Origin of the sequence: Mesorhizobium sp. SEMIA396 (assembly GCF_024518615.1) — a bacterium.
In the GTDB taxonomy this organism is placed as follows: Bacteria; Pseudomonadota; Alphaproteobacteria; order Rhizobiales; family Rhizobiaceae; genus Mesorhizobium.
In genome coordinates this window covers 328,816-352,636 of sequence record NZ_JANIFC010000008.1, presented here as the reverse complement: position 1 = coordinate 352,636, position 23,821 = coordinate 328,816, and the positions used below count along the sequence as shown (strand labels likewise).

Sequence of the window (23,821 nt, the reverse complement as noted above, 5' to 3'; positions counted from 1 at the left end):
GCCGAAAGGCATCAGACCTTGTTTGGCGCTCGTCGGCATGGGCTCTCGCAGAAGACTCCGCAAGCGTATGCAGGGGACTTCCACTTGACGCCGCGTTCACCATCATCTCGCCTGGGTGCGCGCGAAAGCGCACAACCCGGAGCACGCTGCTCTCGGTGTGAGGCTGTGCTCTGCAAAGCACCGGTGATCCACCCTGTCCCTGGACAGCAGCTTGATGGCGTCATCTTGGAGGACGAGAAAAGATTGTCGAGGTACGGGTACGAATTGCCTCGGTCGTCCGTTCAATCGAAAGCACTGTCTGCGGAGGCACCTCTCCTTCATGCAGTGACAGGAGATGCTGGGCGACTTCCTTATCTGCTGCGGTGAGTCGATGATTTAGGCGGAGAAAGTCCATCCAGGTGGGGGTGCGGAATGTCTCCGTCCAAAGTGACGGTGTTTGCAGATTTCGCTGGAGCGTCCAGTTTCGTGCACCGGCACGGCTCTGGACGTGTCGCCGCGTGCGCATGGAGCCCAGAAAGGCCTCGATATTTTCCTCCGATATCAAATACTCGACCTTGGCCACGATAGGGCCACTTCTGGGTTTCAGATCGAGAGCCACGTCCGGCGGATGAAAAACTGAACTTTCTTGATCGGTTTCTTCCCAGGGACGGACCGGCAACACGATCCCCGCTGCTGCAACCAGCAACAGAGCGCCTGCGGCGCCCTCCAATGCTGAGGTCAAGGAATAGTTTTGCGCGACAGAACCCCAGATCCAGCTGCCAGCAGCCATACCGCCTGCGCTCAAGGCGTAGTAAATGGAGAGCGTGCGGCCTACAACCCACCTTGGGCTTGCCAACTGCACCGACACGTCAATGCCCGTCCAGGTGATAAGCCAACCCGCTCCGCCGAGCGCCAGCGAAATGGCCGCCACAGGAAGCGACGATGTAAGGGCAAGGGAGAGGCAACAGACTGCACAAGCCACAGAGGCGAAGGCCACCAGCCTGTTTTGAGACGTGACCTTCCTCAAGAAGCCGTTGCCCATACCCGCGATGAAAGCACCCATGCCGAAGCCGGCCAATAAGATACCGTAGACAATTGGCCCACTCTTCAACTGATCCCGGACGACGAGGGGGAGCAACGCCAGAATGGAGATGCTTGCCAACCCGAAAAGAGCGGCTCGGGCGGTCGCTGCCCTGATCTCCAAAGACATCGCCGTAAAGCGCACTCCGTCATGAATTGCCGTCGTCATTCTCTCACGAGGGAGAGGCGAAGAGCGGACCTCCCATTTGGTGCGCCATATCGCGCTTATGGGCGCCAGATCACTCACCGCAGCCAAGGCGAAAGCGGCCAGCGGCCCAAAGACGGCCAGGATCACGCCCCCCAAGGCTGGACCAACGCTGCGCACAATGTTGTATCCGACGGACATAAGCGTCACTGCGGCCGGAATGTCGCGTTTGTGAAGGATATCGCCGACCGAAGCGTGCCAAGCCGGATCATTCAAGGCAAAGCCGCAGCCGGCCAGGAAACCTAACCCGAGAATCAGCCAAGGACTGACAAATCCCAGACCCACAGAAATCATCAGCGTCGTCGACGCCGATGCTATCAGGCAGTGTCCCGCAAACATCACCCACCGGCGGCTGAAGTTGTCGGCAATGGCTCCGGCGAAAACTGAGAGGAAGAACACCGGCAATGTGGATGCGGCCTGGACGAGTGCCACCATGAGGTCGGACGCTGAAATCGTTGCCATAAGCCAACTGATGGCGACCGTTTGCACTAGCCAACCGAGGCTGGAAATCTGGGTGGCCGCCCAAATTGAGCGAAACACCTTGTTTCGAAATGGGGCGAGCGTCTTTGAAACGGGCGGTTGGGGATTTTCGCTCTGCATGAGGTATTGCTGGCCTTCGATGAGCGCTGCGATTTGAGCAAGCGGGTCGATACTTAGACATCGCGGAGCACCGCACGGACCCCAGCTCTATGGAGCTTGCCGGCGACTATTTGCGTATTGAGCCATTCTCATAGTCTCATTCATGAGCAGTCCTGTGCGCAAGCATTGCTTTGCTAAATTCCCACCACAAGCGCGCCGCCGCTGAGACCCGCACCCGCTGCCGCCAAGAGGACTTTCTCGCCAGGCCGAAACGGCTGCGCCCGATGGGCCAGCGACAATGAGAGCGGGATCGTCGCGGCGGAAGAGTTGCCATATTCGGCGATCGTCTTGACGATCGAGTGATCAGCGATGCCGAGGTTCCTGCCGACCGCGTCGAAAATGCGCGCATTGGCCTGATGCGGCACGAAACGATCGAGGTCTTGCGGCCTCAGTCGGGCAGCAGTGAGCGCATCTCTCGAGCAGGCGGTCATCATCTCCACGGCCTTGCTGAATACTTCACGGCCGTCAGTGATCGTCATCCGTGTCTGCGCGAGGTCGAGGTCGGCATGGAACGGAGTGTTGCTTCCCCCGGCGGGAATCTGGATTAGCCCGTAGCGCGAGCCGTCGGAATCCACCGAAGCGCCGAGAATGCCTCGATCCGGGTCATCGCAAGGACTGATCACCATGGCGCCGGCGGCATCGGCAAACAGCACGGCGCTGGCGCGCTCGGCCAAATTGATGCGGTGGCTGAGGATGTTGGCGGCGATGACAAGGCTCGCTTTGCCGTGCAGGCGGGTGAACCCGTCGGCGAACATCAGCGCATAGATGAAGCCGGCGCAGGCGCCGGTCAGGTCGATCGCTCCGGCGCGGCCTAGCCCCAGCCGATGTGCGACCAGCGGCGCGCTTGGCGGCAGAAGGTGATCGGGCGTCGACGTGGCGAGCAAGAGTAGACCGACGTCGCCGCGGTCGATACCGGCATTGGTCAGCGCCATGTCGCCGGCAGAGGCGGCAAGGCCCGACAGCGTGTCTTCGTCTGTTGCCCAGAAGCGCGAGCGAATTCCGGTGCGCCGCTCGATCCAGCCGGGCTCAAGCCCGAGCCGGTCTTCGATTTCCGGGTTCTCGACCTTGCGCGTCGGCGCATGATGGCCGAAGCCGAGAACGCGCGACGATAGGTTCATGGCCGCGAGCCGAAGCGTTCGCCGGCCTCCTCTATCGCGTCATAGAGCCCGTCCAATTCGTCGCTGGTGATGCAATAGGGCGGCAGAAGATAGAGGACATTGCCGAGCGGGCGCACCAACAGGCCGCGCTCAAGGAAAAAAGCGCGCAGTTTTGGCCCGATCTCGGCCAGATAACCGGCTGAGCCGGTGCGTAGGTCGAGTGCCGCGATGGTGCCGGTTGTCCGGCAGTCGGTGAAATATGGATTGCCCCGGAAGCGTTGCAGCCCGGCGGCCTGCCTCGCGCTCAAGACCGCGATCCGCTCGGCCACCGGCTCGTCACGCCAGATCTCGACATTGGCAAGTGCTGCCGCGCAGGCGATCGGATTGGCGGTGTAGGAGCTCGAATGGAAAAACGTCTTCTTGCGATCCTCCGAAAAGTGAGCGTGGAAGATGGCATCGGTGGCGATCGTGGCGGCCAGCGGGATGGTACCACCGGTCAGACCTTTCGACGTGCACAAGATGTCCGGCGAGACGGACGCCTGTTCGCAGGCAAACATGGTTCCGGTGCGCCCCCAGCCGGTCATCACTTCATCGGCGATCAGCAGCGTGCCGGAGGCTTCGGCGATCCTCTTCAATTCGGCAAGAACCCAGGCCGGATACATCAGCATGCCGCCGGCGCCAAGCACCAGCGGCTCGACGATCAGCGCGGCTGCGCGCCGGTCGCGGCTAACGGCCTCGAACCGATCCAGCGTTTCCTGCTCGCGCCCGGCGGCCGGGAAGGGGATGGCGTCGACCTCGAACAGCAAAGGATCATAGGCGGCGTTGAAGACGCCGCGGGCGCCGACGCTCATCGCCCCGATCGTGTCGCCATGATAGCTGTGCTCCATGACGGCGATGCGCGAACGCGGCGCGCCGATGTTGCGGAAATAGCCGAGCGCCATCTTCAGCGCGACTTCGACTGAGGTCGAGCCACTGTCGGAATAGAACACCCGGTCGAGGCCGGCGGGTGCGATGCCGACAAGCGCCTCGGCCAGCCGTTCGGCCGGCTCGTGGGTGAAGCCCGCGAAGATGATCTGGTCGAGGCTCGAAGCGGTCGTCTCGATGGCCTTCATGATGCGGGGGTGGCGATGGCCATGGGTGACGACCCACCAGGAAGAAATCGCATCGAGGATGCGGAAGCCTTCGGCCTTGTGGAGATAGGCGCCTTCAGTCAGCACGATTTCAGGGACCGAGGGCTCTAGCGCGTGCTGCGTGAACGGATGCCAGACTCGAGACTCCGCCATCAGTCGCCTCCGGCAATCATGGCCAGGTCGAAGCCGGAAATCATTGCATCTCTCAACGTTTCACCCGTCAGCGGACCGAGGTGCGGCAGCCTGCCCAGCTGCGGCACGCCGCCGAATTCCACGATTGTCCTTTGTGTATCGGCCACCTCTTCGCCAATGAAGGCAATGCCGATGAGCGGGATGGAGCGGGCTTTCAGGGCCTCGATCGACAACAGCGTATGATTGATGGTGCCAAGCGCGGTGCGGGCGCACAGTATGACCGGCAGCCGCCATTGTTCGAATATGTCAATGAACCTTGTCTGTCGATTGAGCGGCACCATCAGCCCGCCGGCGCCTTCGATGACGAGCGGTGTCGGCAGGACCGGAAATGAAAGATCGTCGGCCTCGATCGCGACGCCGTCGATTTCGGCTGATCGATGCGGCGACAGCGGCATCGTCAGTCGATAGACTTCGGGCAGCACGCGTCCGTCGGGCAAGCCGGAAAGCCGGGCGACGACCTCGCTGTCGGTCTCCTCGTTGAGGCCCGATTGCACCGGCTTCCAGTAGAAGCCGTCGAGCAGCCCGGCAAGTCCGGCCGAAAACACTGTCTTGCCAATTCCAGTGTCTGTTCCGGTGACGACGATGCGTTTGGTCATGCTGTGGCCAACACTCCGACGAGAGCCTCGACCATGGCGGAAATGTCGGCTTCGTCGACGTTGAGAGTCAGCGAAATGCGCAGGCGCGACGTACCCTCAGGCACTGTCGGCGGGCGAATGCCGCGTATGTCGAAGCCGCGTGCCTGCAGTCCTGCCGCCACCGCCATGGTGCGGCTGTTATCGCCGATCACAAGCGGCTGGATCTGCGAGCCGCTGGGCATCACGCCGCAGCGTTCGGCCAATTGCCGGCTCGCGAAAGCGACACGCTCGTGCAACTGAGCACGACGCATAGGCTCGTCAGACAGAATAGTCAGCGCCTCACGTGCCACGACTGCCATCAGCGGCGATGGTGCGGTCGCATAGATGAATGGCCGGCACCGGTTGATAAGATAGTCGCAGAGTGTTCGCGGTCCGGTAACGAGCGCGCCGGATGCGCCAAGCGCCTTGCCGCATGTGTGGAGCGTGACGATGTTGTCGCGGCCTTCATACGCGGCGGCCAGTCCCCGGCCGTACGGCCCCCAGACGCCGGTGGCATGCGCTTCATCGACGACGATGAATGCCTGGTACCGATCAGCCAGCGCGACCAGGCTCTCCATCGGCGCACGGTCGCCATCCATGCTGTAAAGGCTTTCGAAGGCGATCCACACCCGCCCCATGCCGCCTTCGGCGCGCCAGCGGGTGATTGCGTCCTCGACAGCGTCGACGTCGTTGTGCGCGGCCAGCTTGAACTCAGCGCGCCCGGCTTGGGCACCCTCATGCATGCTGGCATGAGCGAGCTCGTCGAGGACCAGCAGGTCGCCTTTCTGCGGCAGGGCCGTCAGCAGAGCGAAGTTGGCGATATAGCCGCTGCCGAAGAACAGTGCACGCTCGGCTCCGAAAAATGCCGCTGCGTCCGCCTCCAGTTGCTCATGTTCCGGTGCATTGCCGCGCAACAGCCGCGATCCGGTTGCGCCCACTGGCGTGCCCCGCGCAATCGCCGTCGAAACCGCATCGCCGAGTCTTTTGGAGGCGGCAAGTCCGATATAGTCGTTCGACGAGAAGTCGAGCCCGGCGCGCGGTGCGAGCGTCCGTAACCGGTCCTTGCGCCCCAGTCCCCGCAAGGTTGCGTCATAGCGGGCAAGAATTGCCTCCTTCATTGCGTGGCGAGTTCCATAGGCTCAATGCCGAGGCGCCGGAACAGAAGGGTATCCTTGTCCTCGCCGGGATTTCCCGCCGTCAGCAGCGTGTCGCCGACAAAGATCGAATTGGCGCCGGCAAAGAAGCACAGCGCCTGCGTTTCGTCGCTCATCGCCGTCCTGCCGGCGGACAGCCTTACATAGGATTTCGGCATCATCACCCGCGCGAGCGCAACGATGCGGACGAAATCGATCGGATCGATGGCGTCGGCCGCGGCAAGCGGCGTGCCTTCGATGGGAATAAGCATGTTGATCGGCACGCTTTCCGGCGGCTCGGGCAGGTTCGCGAGCGTGACCAGCATGTCGATGCGATCGGTCTTTTCTTCTCCCATCCCGACAATGCCGCCGCAGCAGACTTTCATCCCAACCGCGCGCACGTGCCCAAGCGTTTCCAGCCGGTCGGCAAAAGTCCTGGTTGAAATAACCTCGCCATAGTAGCGCTCAGAGGTATCGATGTTGTGGTTATAGTAGTCGAGACCGGCCTGCTTCAGGCGAGCAGCTTGCTCAAGATCGAGCATGCCGAGCGTCATGCAGGTCTCCATGCCGAGGGCCTTGACGCCCTCAATCATGGCGACCACAACGTCCATGTCGCGCTCCTTGGGAATTCGCCACGCCGCGCCCATGCAATAGCGCGTTGCGCCGCCATCACGCGCCTTGGCCGCTTCGTCGATGACATGCTTGACGTCCACCAGCTTCGACGCCTTCACACCGGTTTCGTAATGCGCAGACTGGCTGCAATAGCCGCAATCTTCAGGGCACCCGCCGGTCTTGATGCTAAGGAGCCGCGACAGCTGCACTCGGTTTCGATCGAAGTTCTGGCGGTGGATCGTCTGAGCTAGGAACAGCAGATCGTTGAATGGCATGCCGTAGATGGCCTCGGCCTCTTTGCGGTTCCATCGCGGAGGCGTTCCATCGACCAATTGCATGGTCTGGTTCACGTCGAACTCCGAGTTCATTCCAATCGTCATCGTCAAACCTTTGTTTGCTAGTCCGGTACGCCTTCTTGGCTTTGGGGCGCACTCGCTAAAGGCGAGCTGCGGCACGTCTTTCCAGCACCTCCTACGCCTGCCGAGCTGATGTTGCTCCTCACGCCGTAATCCTCAGTTCAAGTGCTTGCAGATGTTCTGGTGGTCCGGCATGTCCAGGCCGATGTCGAGGATCGGGGCGCTGTGCGTCAGCCAACCCATGGAGATGAGATCGACACCGGTCGCCGCAATCGCCGCCGCCGTTTTCGGCATCACCCGACCGGACGCCTCGGTGATCGTACGGCCATCCACTATAGAAACCGCGCGGGCAAGATCCTCGACCGACATATTGTCGAGCAGCACCGCGTCAACACCAATCGCGAGCGCTGCATCGAGCTGCTTCAGCGTGTCGACCTCGACCTCGACCTTCACCATATGCCCTGCTGCGGCGCGCGCCCGCTCTATTGCTGTGCGGATATCGCCGGCGATCGCGATGTGGTTGTCCTTTATGAGCACGCCGTCATCGAGGCCGAACCGGTGATTGGCACCGCCGCCGACGCGCACGGCGTATTTCTCCAATGCCCGCAGCCCGGGCGTCGTCTTTCGCGTCGATACAATCCTCGCCTTGTGACCGCGCACGGCCTCAACCATGGCCGCTGTGGCAGTGGCAATGCCGCTCAGCCGGCATAAGAAATTGAGGGCCGTGCGTTCGGCCGTGAGCAGGCCTCGTGCGGGTCCGGACAATCTTGCAATGGTTTCCCCGGCCCCAACCTCGCTGCCATCAGGGCGCCAGATCTGGATGTTGATCGCCGGTTCCACGAGAAGGAAGGCATACGAGACCAGATCGAGCCCGGCAACGACGCCCGCCTGCCTCGCTTTGAGCACCAACGTGGCAGTGCAATCATACGGGATAACCGCATCGGTGGTCAGGTCGCCGGATCTGCCCAGGTCTTCGAGGAGCGCAATGCGCACAATCGGTTCGATCAGGGTCGCGGGGAGGGGGGAGAATGAAGTCATATCAAGTGCTCCGTATGGTAGCCCGGCAATCGAGTGCGGCCGCGGCCCGCATTGCGCTGTGCAGTGTCAGCCGTGATGGGCGCACGTTGGCATCGTGGAGCGGGAAATCGGACCGACAGTGCGCGCCTCGACTCTCTTCCCGCCTCAGGGCCGCCGCGGCGATCATCAGTGAGACCAAAGCCGGACCAGAGGCAGCGACACTATTGGCTGCGATCGGCAGCAGGGTCGCCACCGCTTCGCGCATTGCCTCGCCGTCGCGGATGATACCCAGGGCGGCGGAGACAATCGGGCGGACCACGGAAGCGTCTGGTCGTGGAGGGACGAATGTGGAGCATCTGCGCGGTCGCCGGGTATACGACGTGCCGGCAACGCTTTCGGCAACCCAGCTCGCGGTGACCGCCGCTTCGGTGAGCGAGTTGCTGGCCAGGCGGTTGGCGCCGTGCAGGCCGGTACAGGCCACCTCACCGCAGGCCCACAATCCCTCGATGGAGCTGCGGCCGGCGCTGTCTACGGCGACGCCGCCCATGTGATAATGTGCCGCCGGGCGCACCGGGATCAGGTCGGTCGCGGGGTCGATTCCTGCGCTCCGGCACAATTCGGCGATGCCTGGAAAACGCTTGCCAAATCTCGGGCCGAGACTTTGCCGTGCGTCCAGGAATACGCGGCGTCCAACGGCAAGCTGGTGCCAAATGGCGCGCGCTACGACGTCGCGAGGCGCAAGTTCACCGCCAGGTGTGTCGGCGAGGAAGCGCTCTCCTCGCTCATCGATGAGCACCGCGCCTTCGCCACGCACGGCTTCGCTCACCAGCGGCATCGGCCGGCGCGGACCGTCGAGCGCAGTTGGATGGAACTGTATGAATTCCAAGTCGGCGAGTTCCGCCCCCGCCCATGCGGCGAGCGCCAGCCCGTGACCCCATGAGCCAGCGGGGTTTGTCGTGTCGCAAAACAGCCCGCCGACGCCGCCGGTCGCCAGCACCGCGCGACGCGTGGGCAGAGCGAGCGCGCCGGCTCGTCCTGCTGCGACCACGGCGATGACCGACCCGTCCTGCACGACCAGCCGGCGGACCTCCACATTTTCGATAATGGTGATCGAGGCTGTACGCCGAACCGCGGCGACGAGCGCGCGCACCAACTCGCGACCGGTGGCGTCGCCGGCTGCATGCACAATCCGCCGTCGCGAGTGTGCCGCCTCGAGCCCAAGTCGCAACGCGCGGTCAGGGTGCTGGTCGAAGTCGACGCCGAACCTTTGGATCGTCCTAATCGCTTCGGGTGCAGCTCGTACCACTCGCCGCACCGTGGCCTCATCGCAGAGTCCGTCGCCGGCAGCTATCGTGTCGCAAAGGTGAAAATCTGGGCCGTCGTCGCCCCCGAGACTTGCCGCAAGACCGCCCTGGGCAAGTTCACTGCAGGCTCCGGTTCCAAGCGGCGCGTTGGTCAAAAGCACGACCGGTTCCGGCGCCAGATGAAGCGCCGTCATCAGGCCGGCAATGCCGCCGCCGATGACGACCGGCGCCCCGGCGATGTCGCGAACCTCCAGACTCATAGGGAAAGCATGCGCTCGACCGCGCGGCGGGCGGGGCCGGCAATTTCGGGATCAATCCGGACCTCATGCCGGTTCTGCTCGAGTGCGGCGCGAATGTTGGCCAGGTTGATGCGTTTCATGTGCGGGCACAGATTGCATGGGCGAACGAACTCGACGTCGGGATGCGCGACCGCGACGTTGTCGCTCATCGAACATTCGGTCAGAAGGACGACACGCGTCGGTTTCTCACGCTCGACATAATCCGACATCGCCGCGGTCGAGCCGGAGAACTCCGCCTCCGCGACAACGTCTGGTGGGCATTCTGGATGGGCCAGCACGATGACGCCTGGATGGGCATCGCGCAGTTCCCGGATGTCTGCTGCGGTGAAGCGCTCATGCACCTCGCAATGGCCTTTCCAGGCGATGATCTCGACGTCTGTATCGGCTGCCACGTTCCTCGCCAGATATTCGTCCGGGAGCATCAGCACACGCGCCACGCCAAGCGATTCCACCACCGCCTTGGCGTTGCCGGACGTGCAGCAGATGTCGGACTCCGCTTTTACGGCGGCGGAAGTGTTGACGTAAGTAACAACGGGGACCCCCGGATACCGCAGCCGCATTAGCCGCACGTCGTTTGCCGTGATCGATTCGGCCAGCGAGCAGCCGGCGCGGAGATCCGGGATGAGCACGGTCTTGTTCGGATTGAGCAGTTTTGCCGTCTCGGCCATGAAATGAACGCCGGCAACCACGATGATGTCGGCGTCGACCGTCACCGCCTTGTGGGCCAACGCCAGGCTGTCGCCGACGATGTCTGCCACGCAATGAAAAATTTCGGGCGTCTGGTAATTGTGCGCCAGCACCACCGCATTGCGCTCACGCTTCAGCGCTAAGATGGCTTCAATATCGCCGGCGAACGCGGGCCATTCAACGGGTGGGATCACCCGCCGGACACGCTCATACAGGGACGCAGCCATAGGTAACGCCCCAGTCATTGGCGCCTCGATTATATTCGGTTTGACAATAAGGGAATATATCTACCTTGACTATAAGTATGTCAAGCCCGCGCCAGCGGTAATTTTGTCCCGGCGATAGCCCTGTCGTCGAGGACGGCATGCCGGAAGCGATAAAGCTTCGCCGGTCGGCCGCCCGTGTCGAGGGAGGTCTCCCCGGTCTCCTCAACAAGTTCCTGCTGCTCGACCAATCTCCGGAAGTTCGGCTTGTTGATCAGCCTGCCAGCCAAAGCTTCCACGGTTCGCTGCAGTTGCAGCAGCGTGAAGGAAGGCCGCATAAGCTCGAACACGACCGGCCGGTATTTGATCTTCGAACGCAGCCGCGCGATCCCGGTTGCCAGAATACGACGGTGGTCAGCGACCATTGGTTTGCCAGCCGCGGCCGCAATCGCGTCCCTGCCGCCACCGGCCTCCTCAATCAGAGCAGCTTCATAGAGCAACTCGTAGCGTTGGAGCGTGAGTTCCTCGTTCCAATGGCGGTCGTCGAAGCCGAAGGCTATCGCAGCGCGCTGCCGGCGCTCGCGTTGAGTGGTCGGCTCGCTGGCGCCGCCGGCCCACTCAATCAGGCGGGGCCGCAATCTATCGAGCAGCACAGGCGGCGTGCCGAAGCGGTGGTCCTCCCAGGGAAAATATTCGTACCAACTTTGCCAGCCGCACGCGGCCGAGTTCGTTGCCTGTTCCTTCCTGGTCAATGCGAGATAGCTGATTGAGATGACGCGCTGGTGGCGCTCAGTGCCGATGCGATCGCGATCGGCGAAGGTGTAGAGTTGCTCGATGTATCCAAGTGCATGGCCGGTCTGCTGCTCCACCCACCCCCTCAAACCCGACTGCAGTGATCGATGCTCAAGGGCAAAAGGTCCGGAAGGGAGGGTGTCCGCATGACCGACTGTGAGGACACAGGGCTCACTGTCGTTTACGGCGACCACGACGGCAGTCAGGCCCACTTTGGCTTCGTCAGCTTTGACGGCGGCTTTGCCTTTCTTGGTTCTTCTTGTCTGAGGATCCATGTTTGCGAAAGCGGGTTGGCCCAACGGAGCGCCTTAATCGATTGAATGTAACCTTGGCAGCCAGCACGTCAACACCGGAGTACTCAAGCGCTGTTTTTAGCTCTTCGCAGTCGCACAAAAATATGCCAAACGCGACACCCGCTGTTGGTAACGTAAGGGAAGGGGCCTCGGTTGAGCGCGGCTGGTCAGATAAAAGGGATGACTCCTCCAGATATTCGATCGCGAAAAGGCCAGACGCCACTTGTATGCTTGACGGCCTACACCACGCCGGTCGCGAGGCTGCTCGATCGCCACTGCGACATCGTTCTTGTCGGCGACAGCGTCGGCATGGTGCTGCACGGCCTGTCGTCGACGCTGGGGGTCACGCTCGACATGATGATCATGCACGGACAGGCCGTTCGCCGCGGCCTTGAACACGCGCTGATGGTCGTCGACCTGCCCTTCGGTTCCTATGAGGAAAGCCCAGAGCACGCTTTCGGCAACGCTGCGCGCGTGATGGGTGAGACCGGTTGTTCAGCGGTAAAGATCGAGGGCGGCGAGACCATCTCGGAAACCATCCGCTTCCTTACCGCGCGCGGCGTACCTGTCATGGCCCATGTGGGCCTGACGCCGCAGGCGGTAAACACGTTTGGAGGCTATCGTGTGCAGGGCCGGGGAGCCGATGCAGAGCGGATCAGGCGCGACGCCAGGGCGGTAACCGAAGCGGGCGCCTTCTCCTTGGTGCTGGAAAAGATACCGGAGCAGCTTGCACGGCAGATAACCGCCGATATCGACATACCCACAGTCGGCATCGGTGCCTCGCCAGCTTGCGACGGCCAGATTCTGGTGAGCCACGATATGCTCGGGCTCTTCACCTCATTTCGGCCGAAGTTCGTCAAACGCTATGCCGAGCTCGGTGAGCAGGCTGAGGCGGCAATCGCCGCTTACGCCACCGATGTGCGGAACCGGCACTTTCCGGCGGTCGAACATCTCTATGTCAACGCCTTTAAGGCCGGTGACTTCACATGAGCGTGCCGATCGCTCGAACCGTGAGCGAGCTGCGCGGCGTCGTTGCGCAATGGCGTCGCTCGGGTGCCACGATCGGTATTGTGCCGACCATGGGAGCCTTGCACGACGGGCATCTGAGCCTCGTGCGGAAGGCGCTCGAAAGGGCCGAGCGGGTGATCGTGACGCTGTTCGTAAACCCCAAGCAGTTCAACAGCCCCGCCGACCTGATTGCCTACCCTCGGACGGAAAGCGACGATGCTGCCAAGCTCGCTCTGCTGGGCACGCATCTGCTCTATGTGCCGGACACAGAGGAAATGTACCAGGTGGGCTTCGCCACGGCCGTTTCAGTGTCCGGCATCAGCGAATGCCTTTGCGGCGCATTCCGGCCCGGCCATTTCAATGGCGTGGCGACGGTCGTGGCCAAGCTCTTCCTGCAGGCCGGCGCTGACTTCGCCTTTTTTGGCGAAAAGGATTTTCAGCAACTTCAGCTTGTCAGGCGCTTGGTCCGGGATCTCGACATTCCGATCACTATTGTGCCCTGTCCGACAGTCCGCGAAGCCGATGGTCTTGCGCTATCGTCGCGTAACGTGCGGCTCTCCCCAGCCCAACGCGCCATTGCCCCAAAACTAGCATCGGTCCTGCTCGATACGGCCGAGCGGCTTGCACGCGGCTCCCCCATCCTGCCTACGCTTGATGAAGCGCGTGCAGCAATTCTGGCTGCCGGCTATCGCGAGCTCGAATACCTGGAGCTTCGCGGAGAAACAGACCTGCAATCGTTAGCAAGCCTTGACCGACCGGCACGCTTGCTTGCTGCGGCTTGGCTTGGCGACACGCGGCTCATCGATAACGTCGCAATATCACCCATCGGTAGTTGGTCAGGTGGGCGGAGCTCTCTCCAATCGGAAGCAGCACAGCAATTGCGGTGATGACGGCGGCGCGTCGTATGCCCTGCAGGGACAGGCCATCATTTAGAACCACGTCTCCGTCGGCTTCCAGCAACCTCCGCGAGGTACGCTAAGCGCAGATGCATCGCGTATTTGAAACCTTGGTCGAGCAACTCTCTGCAAGCGTCGATGCCGTCGATCTCCATGAGGCAATGGCGTCCGCCGCAGCCGGGTTCGACTTTCCGCTCTTCGCTTATTTCACCTACCCATCCGCTTCCGGCGACAGGCCGCGATTGATCTCGAATTATCCATCATCATGGACATCACATTACCTGCAACAGCGCTACCACAGCGTGGATCCCGTGATCCTGCGGGGACTGCGGGGCTGGGATACCTTCGACTGGGGTGTGGACCGCGATCACCGTTATTTGCCGACCTCTCAGCAGGAAGTCCTGGAAAAAGCAGCTGAGTTCGGCATTCGCGGCGGACTGACCATGTCGATGCATGATCATCGCGGCCGGTTCGCCGCACTGACCTTCGCCTCCAACGAGGCGCATCCGCCATTTCTGAGGTCGCTGACGCGCTACGAAAAAGCAATGCAACTGGTTGCGATCAACGTTCATATCCATGCCCGGCGCAGGCTCGCCGAAGATTGCGTGGTAGATGGCATAACGCTCACCCGGCGGGAGTTCGAGTGCCTGAAATGGGCGGCGTGCGGCAAGTCGGCCTGGGATATCAGCCAGATTCTCGGTGTCTCGAAACGCACCGTGACCTTCCATCAGGAAAACGCCAAGGCGAAGCTTGGCGTGCGAACCATCAACCAGGCCGTAGTGCGGATGGCTGCTCGGGCGAGATCCTGATCCTCTCCAAGTCTAGCTGTAAAGGTCTACAGGCTGCATTCATGACGGCTTTGCCCTTCGATTGCGTGGACACATCCCGCACGGAGACGACAATGATGCAGCTGATAACACCCGACTGCTACGCCGAGTTTGCGAGCGAACTCAAGGAAATGCACGGACTTAGGTATCGGGTTTTCAAGAAGCGGCTCGATTGGGAAGTGCAGACCGAAGGCGAAATGGAAACGGACCCGTTTGACAGCCTGAACCCCGTCTACCTGCTTCTTAAGGGGTCCGATTGGCGAACTTGCGGCTGCGTCCGCCTTTTGCCGACCACCGGACCGACAATGTTGCGCGATACGTTTCCGACGCTGCTGGATGAGATGGTGGTCCCTGCGAGTGCCGATATCTGGGAGAGTAGTCGTTTCGCGCTCGATCTCCCTGCGACAGCGCCGAAGGCAGCTGGCGGCCTGGCCCAAGCAACCTACGAGCTCTTCGCGGGGATCATCGAATTCGGCTTGGCCAACAATCTCTCCGGGATCGTAACGGTGACAGATACGCGCATCGAAAGGATCCTTCGTCTCGCGACCTGGCCGTTGTCACGTATCGGACAGCCCAAGCAGGTCGGCAACACCGAGGCAGTCGCCGGCTTCCTCGATATTTCCTACGCCAGTCTCTTGCGCATCCGCTGGAGGGGACGCCTCAACGGGCCGGTGTTGTGGCAACCAGTTCTCATCCAATCGGCATAGCGCCTGCGGATGCTCAGCCGTGACTTGAGTTAAGTCTGCTCACGGCCGCCACCGCCGCCGTGAGGGTGAGCGGACCCGCCCCCACGAGCTTTCGACTGTTCCGGTCGATTGGCTCGCGCGGCCGGACTTTGGATTTCCGTAGGCGCAACCCGCAGTCCAGCGTGAGCACGCCAAAATGGCGCCCCTCGGCTTCGTCCAAAGAAGCCAACGTGGCTTCTGAAGTCGTCTTAGAATATTGGACCGGCCGCCGTGAGCGATCGCAACCTCAAAGCTTTGCCGGTATGCCGGTTTGGCCGGACCGTCGGCCAGTCGGAGCAGTCCCCTGATAAGGACCCGAGCTGACCGCGGTCCAACAGCGCCCGAGCCTATGCTTTGTGCATTACCGTTCGGTTGGCCATGTCGTCCAAGACCGCATGAAGAAGGCTTCCAACCTCCTGCGCAGCGAGCTCTGGCGCAATTCCTACATCGGACAATTGAATGAGCATTTTCTTGGCAGCACAGCGCCAGAACGCACTCGCCGCCTCGCCGTTCTTGGTCTCGAGGGCCTGGGCGATACTTTCGACCAATATACGTCGCCGATGCAGCGGAAATACGCAAATGTTTGATTCATGCATCAATCACCTCACAGATTCAGTTCCACAAAGAAAAACACCGGCGTCTTCAAAAGAGCCCCGCTAGCGCGGTGACGGTTCGCGGCGACATGACGAGTTCCACTTCCCCATCGACAAGCCATTGGGAGATGAGCCGCCGGACCGCATATCCGGGACCGCACATAAGGTGAACCACCATTGCTCATCCGGCTGCATTTTCCTGGGCCGTTCGACGAGGCGTTCCAGCCGAATTGACGTCCAATGACTTGATCTCTGAAAGGGCAGGGCGGTACGAATCACCCGATTGTTCCGCTGCTTACATTCCTGCGAGCTTGTGTATGAACGATTAAAGCGTGCCCGAGCCGTTCTTGGTGGCCGCCGCAGAAGGGAATCATGTCATCCGCTGCCTATCGTAGGCGGCGCGACTTCTAGCATGACTGCACTGCCCCGACAGGGCTTTGCAATCGCGCGTTTCGAGGCCTATGCTTTGGCATCGGCCGGCATTTACTTCGGTGCAGCCGACAGTAAGACGTACGCGCTCTTGCCCCGTTGGAAGAGAGCCTTGCCCGATCCCTCTTTCGCGACCAGGTGCTGAAGCCCTCACCCCGCAGGACTTCGCGCTTTTGCGACCATCGCTGCATCACGTCGAACCGGGCATCAAGGACCAGTTGGAGGTCGCGCATCAGCCGATCAAGAACGTATATTTTCCCGAGAGGGGCATCGCGTCGGTGGTCGCCACCATGACCGGCGGGCGGCAAGGTGAAGTCGGCATTGTCGGCGATGACGGGATGAAAGGAATTGCCGTCATTCTGAAAGCACTACCTGGCGCCTGCCGGTTGAAAACCTTCGCCCTGCGATTAGCCCGTCGCTTCGCACCTCAGTGCTGGATTATGCCCACGCGTTCCTCGTCCAATCATGCCGGACGGCACTGGTCAATGGCCACTCCAAGATCGAAGAACGGCTGGCCCGCTGGCAGCTTGATGGTCCACGACCGTGCGGAAGGAGATAAGATCCTCCCGACGCATGAATTTCTGGCGACCATGCTCGCGCCCACCGCCCGGGGTCACCACGGCCCTGCAAATGCTTGAGTATCGAGGACTGGTGCACGCCAAGCGCGGCGAGATCACGATCATCGACCGTGCCGGATTGATAAAGCTCACACATGGCGCTTATGACAAGGAGGAGCAGCGTTATTTCGGCCTGGCCGCTGCCTGAAGCATGTCGGTTGAAACGGGTTCAGCCGACGTCTCCTTGCCCCTCACCAGGTCGCCCAAAAGCATCAGCGGTTTTGAACGAATCGCAGCGATTGTCCGCAATCGGACATAGGCTTGAAGGCGGTCGAATTCGTGCCATAAGTCGGGTTGGTCAGGGTTCAGGGAGGAATTCGTCATGACCAATTCGTTTCACACTGTCACCGTCGAAAAAGCCGCAGAAGCCTATGTCCTTTCCAGGGGAAGGGTCCGCTTCTCTCCATGGCGCAGGCGATCCGCGCCATCCGAACACTAATGCCGGCATGCAAGGCCACCGACCGCGAGTTGGAGGAACTGTTGGCGGCCGCTTCCTTCGTTCATGGCGTGCCCGTCGCCTTCGACACAAAAACAGCCGATCGTGTAGAACCACGGCTGCATTCCTAAGAGGGCATGCCGCGCCATGCAGACTGTCAGAGGGCATTCGTCAGATCGTAGTCCGCTAACTTAACTGCAGAGTCTATAGGACGTGTTCCAGCATTGCGAACTCACCGATCGCTTTGTTGCCAAAGCTGCCAGCAAGCGATCGCCTCATCCAGCCGTTTGCACCATCTCATCACAGACATCATCGCGATGCTACCTGTCCAGCATATGTCCAGCATTTCGCAAGGCGGCCAGAAGGAGCCTCGCATAGCCTGTGACATCGATCTGGGCCTGCATCGAAAGGGGCATGCTGGTCCAGTTCTCCAACGGTGCAATGAAAGGTGAGAAGGTGCCATTGACAAGGCAACAACAGCTAACAAGGCCCTCTCGGTCCAATGCCACCACACCGATCTTGTCGCCTGGATATCCAATGGCTGCGACTCGCTGGACCTCCAGGTCACCGTCCACCCGCACGTCAAAAAGAAGGCTACCACGGCTCCTCGTGGCTATCTCAGCCGCCTTCTCATCAAAGCTTGAAGAGAGCAAGCGGACGCTTTCCACCGCCATCTGGAAAATCACCAAATCCAGTTCATTCACGGCCATATGGGCATTTCCGCGCAACGGGTGGTGATTGCAATGACACATACTGCTTGTTCACAGATGTCGGTCACGAACGATCATTCGTCGGGTTCCGGTTCCGACCAACGGTGTCGCCACCTGATCGTGCTGCGGTTCGAACCTTCCGAACGCGAGCCGAGCGCGCTATGAGGTTGGAGTCTAGGTCTCGGACCCTGCCTCGCGGCCTTCTCATCTTTGGCAGACCCGTTGCAACGCCGCCGCGATGGCGCAAACGCCAGATGACGCTGATCCATCGCTTGATCGTGAACTGAGCTTCTGAACACCATTGGGACAGCAGGGTGGAAGGGCTTGACCAACGCTGCCCCCGTTTTCCAAGAGGACCCGTCCTCGATTGAATCTTTCGAGCCCCGTGCGGCGCGCAGCCAAATGATGACCATCTGGACCCTGCTCGCAGACCGCAAGGCAAAGAGGGAACCTTCCAGGCAGCCAAGCTGCGCCGACGCAAAGAGCGACCTTTGGAATTCCCAAGAATTTAGCCTTCCATAGTTGCGACAGGCAACCACTGCACGAGTGTGGGAGAGCGAATCGCAAGCATTGCGTGAGGTCCTGCGCGTTTTCCCCTCTTTGCTATTTGGCACATCGTTTGCGCCGAAGTGGGCGCAGCGTTCGACCGGAGCACTGCATGGGAGAGGGAGGAGCCCCACCCCGATCCGGTCAAGGAGAGAGACGGTGTTGGTTCCAAGAGTTCCCCGCGCGATCGCAGCGCCCCGCAAGCGCCATTTTGCCCGGACCTACGTGCAGGTACTTGCCGCCATAATCCTGGGTGCCGCAATCGGCTATTTCCATTTGGAGACCGGCCACAGCCTGAAGCCGCTCGGCGATGCCTTCGTCGAGGTCGTCAAGATAATCACCGTACCTGTCATCTTCCTGACAATAGCGACCGGCATTGCCGGCATGAGCGATCTGCAGAAGGTCGGCCGAGTTGCCGCCAAGGCGATGGTCTATTTTCTCACCTTCTCGACGCTCGCTTTTGTTGTCGGGCTGATTGTCACGAATATCGTTCAGCCTGGCGCCGGCCTCAACATCGATCCGGCCTCGCTCGATGTCGAAGCCGTTAAGGGCTATGTGGCCACGGCTCACGAGCAGTCCGTGACCAGCTTCCTGATGAACATCATCCCGTCAACGATTGCCAGTGCCTTCGCGGAAGGCGACATCCTGCAAGTCTTGTTCCTCTCGGTCCTGTTCCTCTCGGTCCTGTTCGGCGCGGTCTGCCGCTACAACGGCCGCTCGCTCTTCTCTCTCGTCCGATACATCAAGGACGAGCTGCTGCTCGCAATGTCCTCCTCAGAGGCCGCGCTGGCCTCGCTCATGGAGAAGATGGAAAAGGCCGGCGCCACGCATTCGGTCGTGGGTCTCATTCCATTCAATCTGGACGGCACGAATATGATGCTCGCCGCCCTTTTCATCGCCCAAGCGACGAAAACTGATCTCCCGATCGGCTGCCGGATCCTCATGCTGTTTGTCGCATTGTTCCCTTCGAACGGAACAACCCGCATTACCGGTGCAGGCCTCGTCACAATGGCTGCAACGCTCTTTCTTGTTCCGGCCGCACCGGTCACCTCCGTGGGGCTTATTCTTGGCGTTGATCAGCTTATGTCCGAATGCCACGCGCTGACGGTTTTTCTCCGCAGCGTAGCGGCAACGCTGGCTGTCACCCGGTCCGGGGCGAGCGGGATAAACGACGATTCGGGGAGCGCCTCACTAGCGGACCGTTCAGCGCTCTGGCGGTGGACGGTCAAGTCGCCCGGCGTGGTGAACACAATTCCCCGTGCGAACGACGCTCAACTATTGGGGTGGACCCGATGGCGCAAAGCCGTATTTGAGAAACCGCCAGATCGCACCGGCACCTGTGCGCCTGTAGCAACTGCGGGGCACGATCAAAACCGACCCATTTTACACCAAAAAGGCGGGCCGTTGCTGCCACGCCGTCCATGGATTGGAGACTCATGTCTAAGCCGACTGCCATCACTGTCGCAGCTCTTCTTTTACTCCTCGCCTTGCTGGCGAGCCAATATAGCGCGAACCTGCACCGGCAGGCGTGGTCGACCGCAGGCAAAAGTGGAGCGGCGCATTCGACAACGATCTTCTTCGCCAATCGCCGGCAACCCGCAAGGCGATGCCGTTCTGGTCATATTCAATGACTACCACAACTGTCCGCATTGCAGACTGGCTGATATCAACTACCAAAAAGCCTCAAGCATGAACCCAATCTGAAGCTTGTGATCAAACAGTTCCCGGTCCTGGGACCGGATTCCCAATTCCCAGCCTTTGCCGCACTCGCCTCGAGAAAACAGGGAAAGTTCGACGAATTCCACCGCGCCCTTATGATTTCCCCCAGTTGAAGGGTCACTCTCAAGATCGCAGCGCGTGTAGGCCTTGACGTTGAGCAGCTCAAGCGGGAATGCAAGATCCGGCCATCGCAGATGAAATGCGCGCGTCCGCGCACTCGCGAAAGGTCTGCACTTAGACGGTACGCCCGCGTTGGTGGTCGGCGATATAGTGGTCGCCGACCTTGTGGACATGGCCAGCTTGCAACGCTTGCATCGCCGATGCGCGCTCAAAGCGTGCTGGCTCTCGTGCGGGGCAGCATCTGTAGACCGGCCACGCTGTTGTTGCCGGAGCGTGCCGTTTGTGGCAGCTGGCTTTGCTGTCGCTCCTCGTAATCTTGTTGCGGTCATCCAGCTGCCGTGGGCGCCAACAACAATCCTGAGCGCCCGCGCCTGAAGTCGCTGGCCGGGTGCTCGTGAACCGAGCCCGCTTTTCTTCGGCAAGCTCAGGCGGTCTTGGCCCTGCGGCATCGCCCCCTGGCGCGGGGCAGCCTTCGGCTGCTGACGGTCGCCGGCCTGTCGGCCGGCGTCTTTCTATTGTGGCCTTCCCCCTGGCGCAGGGTGGGCAGCACTCCCTTCTAGGCCCGCCGCGGCGTCCCGCAACCCTTCGCTTGTCGCTTTCGGGTCCTCCACTCCGTTCCGGTCCTGCTGATGCAGTCCGCCTCCGACGGCGGGCCTTTCCGGTCGCTTTTGCCGCCCACCCCGCTTCCGGGGAGGGCGCGCGATTGTAGAGCGGAGGACATCACGATGCGTGCAAACAACAAACGTTGCGGCAGCCGACAGGCTGGCGCAGACAGTGGCGGGCGCACCGGCGCCAGCCTTTATCAGGAAATCACCGACCGCATCATTGCCGAACTGGAGCGCGGCACCGTGCCATGGGTCAAGCCGTGGGGCAGGGCAAGGACAGGCCTCGGCCTGCCGCGGAATGCGGCCACCCAGCGCCGATATTCCGGCATCAATATCCTGATCCTGTGGGGCGCGGTCATCGAGCGCGGTTTCCCCAGCCAGAACTGGCTCACCTTCCGGCAGGCGCTTTCGCTTGGCGGCAATGTCAGAAAGGGCGAGCACGGCACCACCATCGTTCACGCTGACCGCTTTGTTCCCAAGAACGAAAAGCAACGCGCCGACACCGATGGCGACGAACCGCAGGCGGTGCCCTTCCTGAAGCGCTTCACCGTCTTCAATGTCGCGCAGTGCGATAATCTGCCCGAACATCTTTACGACGCCGGCGAGCCTCTGCCTGAGCGCGAGATGGTCCCGCACGCCGAGGCGCTCATTCATGCAACCGGCGCTGATTTTCGCATCGGCGGCGAGCGCGCCTTCTACATGCCCGGCAGCGACACCATACAGGTGCCGCCGCAGCGGGCTTTCTTCCACCAGATCGACTATTACCGGACCTGCTTTCACGAGCTTGGCCACTGGACCGGCCACCCGAGGCGACTCGCGCGCGACCTATCCGGCTCCTTCGGGTCCAACACCTATGCGCGCGAGGAACTCGTCGCCGAAATCGCATCAGCCTTCATCTGCAGCAGTCTCGGCATCGAGCCGACCGTGCGCCATGCGGACTACATCGGCTCATGGCTGACGGTTTTGCGCGAGGACAACCGCGCCATCTTCCGCGCCGCAAGCCATGCCTCGAAAGCCGCCGATTTCCTGCTTGGCCGCAATGTCGATGTCGAAGGTGAGGCACATGCCGAAACCGCCTATGGGACCGCGCAATCCTCACACGCGACCGCCTTGCGCCTCTGATGACGCAAAGCCGCGCGCAACCAACTCGACAGTTCTTTTGAGGTTGCCCTAACGCCGATGGCCGGCGTTGGCGTCGATCGTTCATCGGACCGAGGTTCGCAAAAAAAGAGGGCGGCATTGATGCCGCCCTCTCGTTGCGAAAGCTGCCAGAGCTGGATTAGAAATCCATACCGCCCATGCCGCCCATGCCGCCGCCACCCATGCCGCCAGGCATGCCGCCGCCGCCAGCCGACTCCTTCTTCGGAGCCTCCGCGATCATGGCTTCAGTGGTGACCAGCAGGCCGGCGACCGAGGCCGCGTCCTGGAGAGCCGTACGGACAACCTTGACCGGATCGACGATACCCATGGCGATCATGTCGCCATATTCGCCGGTCTGGGCGTTGTAGCCGAAGGTCGCGCCCTTGTTCTCAAGGATCTTGCCGGCAACGATCGATGCTTCCGCACCGGCGTTGGCCGCGATCTGGCGGGCCGGAGCCTGCAGCGCACGACGCACGATGTTGATGCCGGCGGCCTGGTCGGCATTGACGCCGGTGGCCTTGATGTTGGCCGAAGCGCGCAGCAGCGCAACGCCACCACCAGCAACGATGCCTTCTTCGACGGCCGCGCGGGTCGCGTTGAGGGCGTCATCGACGCGGTCCTTCTTTTCCTTGACTTCGATCTCGGTCGCACCGCCGACGCGGATGACGGCAACGCCGCCGGCGAGCTTGGCGAGACGTTCCTGCAGCTTCTCCTTGTCGTAGTCCGAGGTGGTCTCCTCGATCTGCTGCTTGATCTGGGCGACGCGGCCCTGGATCTCGGCCTTCTTGCCGGCACCGTCGACGATGGTGGTGTTCTCCTTGGAGATCGACACCTTCTTAGCGCGGCCGAGCATGTTGAGGCCAACATTCTCGAGCTTGATGCCGAGGTCTTCGGAAATGACCTGGCCACCGGTGAGGATGGCGATGTCTTCCAGCATGGCCTTGCGGCGATCACCGAAGCCCGGCGCCTTGACGGCGGCGATCTTCAGGCCGCCACGTAGCTTGTTGACGACTAGCGTGGCCAGAGCCTCGCCTTCGACGTCTTCCGAGATGATGACCAGCGGCTTCGAGGTCTGCACGACAGCCTCGAGGATCGGCAGCATGGCCTGCAGGTTGGAGAGCTTCTTCTCGTGGAGAAGGATGTAAGCGTCTTCCAGATCCGCAACCATCTTGTCGGCGTTGGTGACGAAGTAGGGCGAGAGATAGCCGCGGTCGAACTGCATGCCTTCGACGACTTCGAGTTCGGTCTCAGCAGTCTTGGCTTCCTCGACCGTGATGACGCCCTCATTGCCGACCTTCTGCATCGCTTCGGCGATCATCGAGCCGACCGAAGCATCGCCGTTGCCGGCGATGGTGCCGACCTGGGCAACCTCTTCCGAGGTCTTGATCTTCTTGGCGTTCTTGATCAGCGTCGCAACGACGTCGGTTACCGCGAGGTCGATGCCGCGCTTCAGGTCCATCGGGTTCATGCCGGCGGCAACCGCCTTGTGGCCTTCCTGGACGATCGACTGCGCCAGAACGGTCGCGGTCGTGGTGCCGTCGCCGGCGATGTCGTTGGTCTTCGAAGCAACTTCGCGGACCATCTGTGCGCCCATGTTCTCGAACTTGTCTTCAAGCTCGATTTCCTTGGCGACGGTGACGCCGTCCTTGGTGATGCGCGGGGCGCCGAACGACTTGTCGATGACCACGTTGCGGCCCTTGGGGCCGAGCGTGACCTTCACCGCGTCAGCGAGGATGTTGACGCCGCGCAGCATGCGCTCGCGGGCATCGCGGGAGAATTTTACGTCTTTGGCAGCCATTTTTAGCTCCTGGCAGGGGC

General features: G+C 61.4%; 21 protein-coding genes and 1 pseudogene. 9 read left to right on the top strand and 13 right to left on the bottom strand.

Annotated elements, in window-relative coordinates; all coding sequences use genetic code 11:
* Window positions 1-220 precede the first annotated feature (220 nt).
* The 10 genes from NP503_RS21055 to NP503_RS21010 form a co-directional block, all read right to left on the bottom strand.
* Window positions 221-1,864 carry an MFS transporter gene (locus NP503_RS21055; RefSeq protein WP_063169257.1) on the bottom strand — a complete coding sequence of 548 codons (1,644 nt, stop codon included), beginning with the start codon at window positions 1,862-1,864 and terminating at the stop codon, window positions 221-223.
* A 173-nt stretch (window positions 1,865-2,037) separates the two neighbouring features.
* On the bottom strand, window positions 2,038-3,021 hold the full coding sequence (locus NP503_RS21050) for a beta-ketoacyl-ACP synthase III (RefSeq protein ID WP_063169256.1): 984 nt from the start codon (window positions 3,019-3,021) through the stop codon (window positions 2,038-2,040).
* Complete coding sequence (locus NP503_RS21045; protein WP_127270883.1) at window positions 3,018-4,283, bottom strand: adenosylmethionine--8-amino-7-oxononanoate transaminase; 1,266 nt, start codon at window positions 4,281-4,283, stop codon at window positions 3,018-3,020. Before NP503_RS21045 ends, NP503_RS21050 begins: the two co-directional genes overlap by 4 nt.
* The gene (gene bioD / locus NP503_RS21040) at window positions 4,283-4,918 is read right to left on the bottom strand and encodes a dethiobiotin synthase (protein WP_127269495.1); all 636 of its coding nucleotides are present in this window, start codon (window positions 4,916-4,918) and stop codon (window positions 4,283-4,285) included. Before bioD ends, NP503_RS21045 begins: the two co-directional genes overlap by 1 nt.
* A complete protein-coding gene (locus tag NP503_RS21035) occupies window positions 4,915-6,054 on the bottom strand; it encodes an 8-amino-7-oxononanoate synthase (protein WP_127269494.1) in 1,140 nt (379 codons plus the stop codon). The genes bioD and NP503_RS21035 overlap by 4 nt, the downstream gene beginning before the upstream one ends.
* Window positions 6,051-7,019, bottom strand: a complete 969-nt coding sequence (bioB, locus tag NP503_RS21030; protein ID WP_236383478.1) for a biotin synthase BioB — start codon at window positions 7,017-7,019, stop codon at window positions 6,051-6,053. Before bioB ends, NP503_RS21035 begins: the two co-directional genes overlap by 4 nt.
* Window positions 7,020-7,193: 174 nt before the next feature.
* Window positions 7,194-8,075, bottom strand: a complete 882-nt coding sequence (gene nadC / locus NP503_RS21025; RefSeq protein WP_127269492.1) for a carboxylating nicotinate-nucleotide diphosphorylase — start codon at window positions 8,073-8,075, stop codon at window positions 7,194-7,196.
* A 1-nt stretch (window position 8,076) separates the two neighbouring features.
* Window positions 8,077-9,618 carry an L-aspartate oxidase gene (locus NP503_RS21020; protein WP_024505569.1) on the bottom strand — a complete coding sequence of 514 codons (1,542 nt, stop codon included), beginning with the start codon at window positions 9,616-9,618 and terminating at the stop codon, window positions 8,077-8,079.
* The gene (gene nadA / locus NP503_RS21015) at window positions 9,615-10,589 is read right to left on the bottom strand and encodes a quinolinate synthase NadA (RefSeq protein WP_095486074.1); all 975 of its coding nucleotides are present in this window, start codon (window positions 10,587-10,589) and stop codon (window positions 9,615-9,617) included. Before nadA ends, NP503_RS21020 begins: the two co-directional genes overlap by 4 nt.
* 62 nt (window positions 10,590-10,651) lie before the next feature.
* Window positions 10,652-11,614 carry a hypothetical protein gene (locus NP503_RS21010; protein ID WP_256754988.1) on the bottom strand — a complete coding sequence of 321 codons (963 nt, stop codon included), beginning with the start codon at window positions 11,612-11,614 and terminating at the stop codon, window positions 10,652-10,654.
* Between the two features lie 171 nt (window positions 11,615-11,785).
* On the opposite strand from NP503_RS21010, the gene panB reads away from it, so the two are divergent.
* The 4 genes from panB to NP503_RS20990 all read left to right on the top strand — a co-directional run bounded on the left by panB (window position 11,786) and on the right by NP503_RS20990 (window position 15,070).
* Window positions 11,786-12,622 (top strand): 3-methyl-2-oxobutanoate hydroxymethyltransferase, encoded by an 837-nt coding sequence (panB, locus tag NP503_RS21005; RefSeq protein WP_127267032.1) that lies wholly within the window; start codon window positions 11,786-11,788, stop codon window positions 12,620-12,622.
* The gene (gene panC, locus NP503_RS21000) at window positions 12,619-13,527 is read left to right on the top strand and encodes a pantoate--beta-alanine ligase (protein WP_024505565.1); all 909 of its coding nucleotides are present in this window, start codon (window positions 12,619-12,621) and stop codon (window positions 13,525-13,527) included. The genes panB and panC overlap by 4 nt, the downstream gene beginning before the upstream one ends.
* Window positions 13,528-13,625: 98 nt before the next feature.
* A complete protein-coding gene (locus NP503_RS20995) occupies window positions 13,626-14,345 on the top strand; it encodes a LuxR family transcriptional regulator (protein ID WP_126057768.1) in 720 nt (239 codons plus the stop codon).
* A gap of 92 nt (window positions 14,346-14,437) precedes the next feature.
* Window positions 14,438-15,070 (top strand): acyl-homoserine-lactone synthase, encoded by a 633-nt coding sequence (locus NP503_RS20990; protein WP_126057769.1) that lies wholly within the window; start codon window positions 14,438-14,440, stop codon window positions 15,068-15,070.
* Between the two features lie 365 nt (window positions 15,071-15,435).
* Here NP503_RS20990 and NP503_RS20985 read toward each other — a convergent pair whose 3' ends face one another.
* A complete protein-coding gene (locus NP503_RS20985) occupies window positions 15,436-15,684 on the bottom strand; it encodes a DUF6074 family protein (protein ID WP_063169245.1) in 249 nt (82 codons plus the stop codon).
* 599 nt (window positions 15,685-16,283) lie between these two features.
* Between NP503_RS20985 and NP503_RS20980 the strand changes: the two genes are divergently transcribed.
* The 3 genes from NP503_RS20980 to NP503_RS20970 all read left to right on the top strand — a co-directional run bounded on the left by NP503_RS20980 (window position 16,284) and on the right by NP503_RS20970 (window position 17,294).
* Window positions 16,284-16,748, top strand: a complete 465-nt coding sequence (locus NP503_RS20980; RefSeq protein ID WP_236383474.1) for a hypothetical protein — start codon at window positions 16,284-16,286, stop codon at window positions 16,746-16,748.
* Window positions 16,741-16,875, top strand: coding sequence for a hypothetical protein (locus NP503_RS20975; RefSeq protein WP_256754986.1), 135 nt, complete (start codon window positions 16,741-16,743; stop codon window positions 16,873-16,875). Before NP503_RS20980 ends, NP503_RS20975 begins: the two co-directional genes overlap by 8 nt.
* 257 nt (window positions 16,876-17,132) lie before the next feature.
* Window positions 17,133-17,294, top strand: coding sequence for a hypothetical protein (locus NP503_RS20970; RefSeq protein ID WP_245456760.1), 162 nt, complete (start codon window positions 17,133-17,135; stop codon window positions 17,292-17,294).
* A gap of 189 nt (window positions 17,295-17,483) precedes the next feature.
* On the opposite strand, the gene NP503_RS20965 is transcribed toward NP503_RS20970, so the two are convergent.
* Complete coding sequence (locus tag NP503_RS20965; RefSeq protein WP_024505560.1) at window positions 17,484-17,873, bottom strand: hypothetical protein; 390 nt, start codon at window positions 17,871-17,873, stop codon at window positions 17,484-17,486.
* 705 nt (window positions 17,874-18,578) lie between these two features.
* Between NP503_RS20965 and NP503_RS20960 the strand changes: the two are divergent.
* Both NP503_RS20960 and NP503_RS20955 read left to right on the top strand, forming a co-directional pair.
* Window positions 18,579-19,732: pseudogene (locus NP503_RS20960) on the top strand (cation:dicarboxylate symporter family transporter).
* Window positions 19,733-20,983: 1,251 nt separating this feature from the next.
* Complete coding sequence (locus NP503_RS20955; RefSeq protein WP_024505900.1) at window positions 20,984-21,985, top strand: ArdC family protein; 1,002 nt, start codon at window positions 20,984-20,986, stop codon at window positions 21,983-21,985.
* A 157-nt stretch (window positions 21,986-22,142) separates the two neighbouring features.
* Here NP503_RS20955 and groL read toward each other — a convergent pair whose 3' ends face one another.
* On the bottom strand, window positions 22,143-23,801 hold the full coding sequence (groL, locus tag NP503_RS20950) for a chaperonin GroEL (protein WP_127267034.1): 1,659 nt from the start codon (window positions 23,799-23,801) through the stop codon (window positions 22,143-22,145).
* Between the last annotated feature and the right edge of the window lie 20 nt (window positions 23,802-23,821).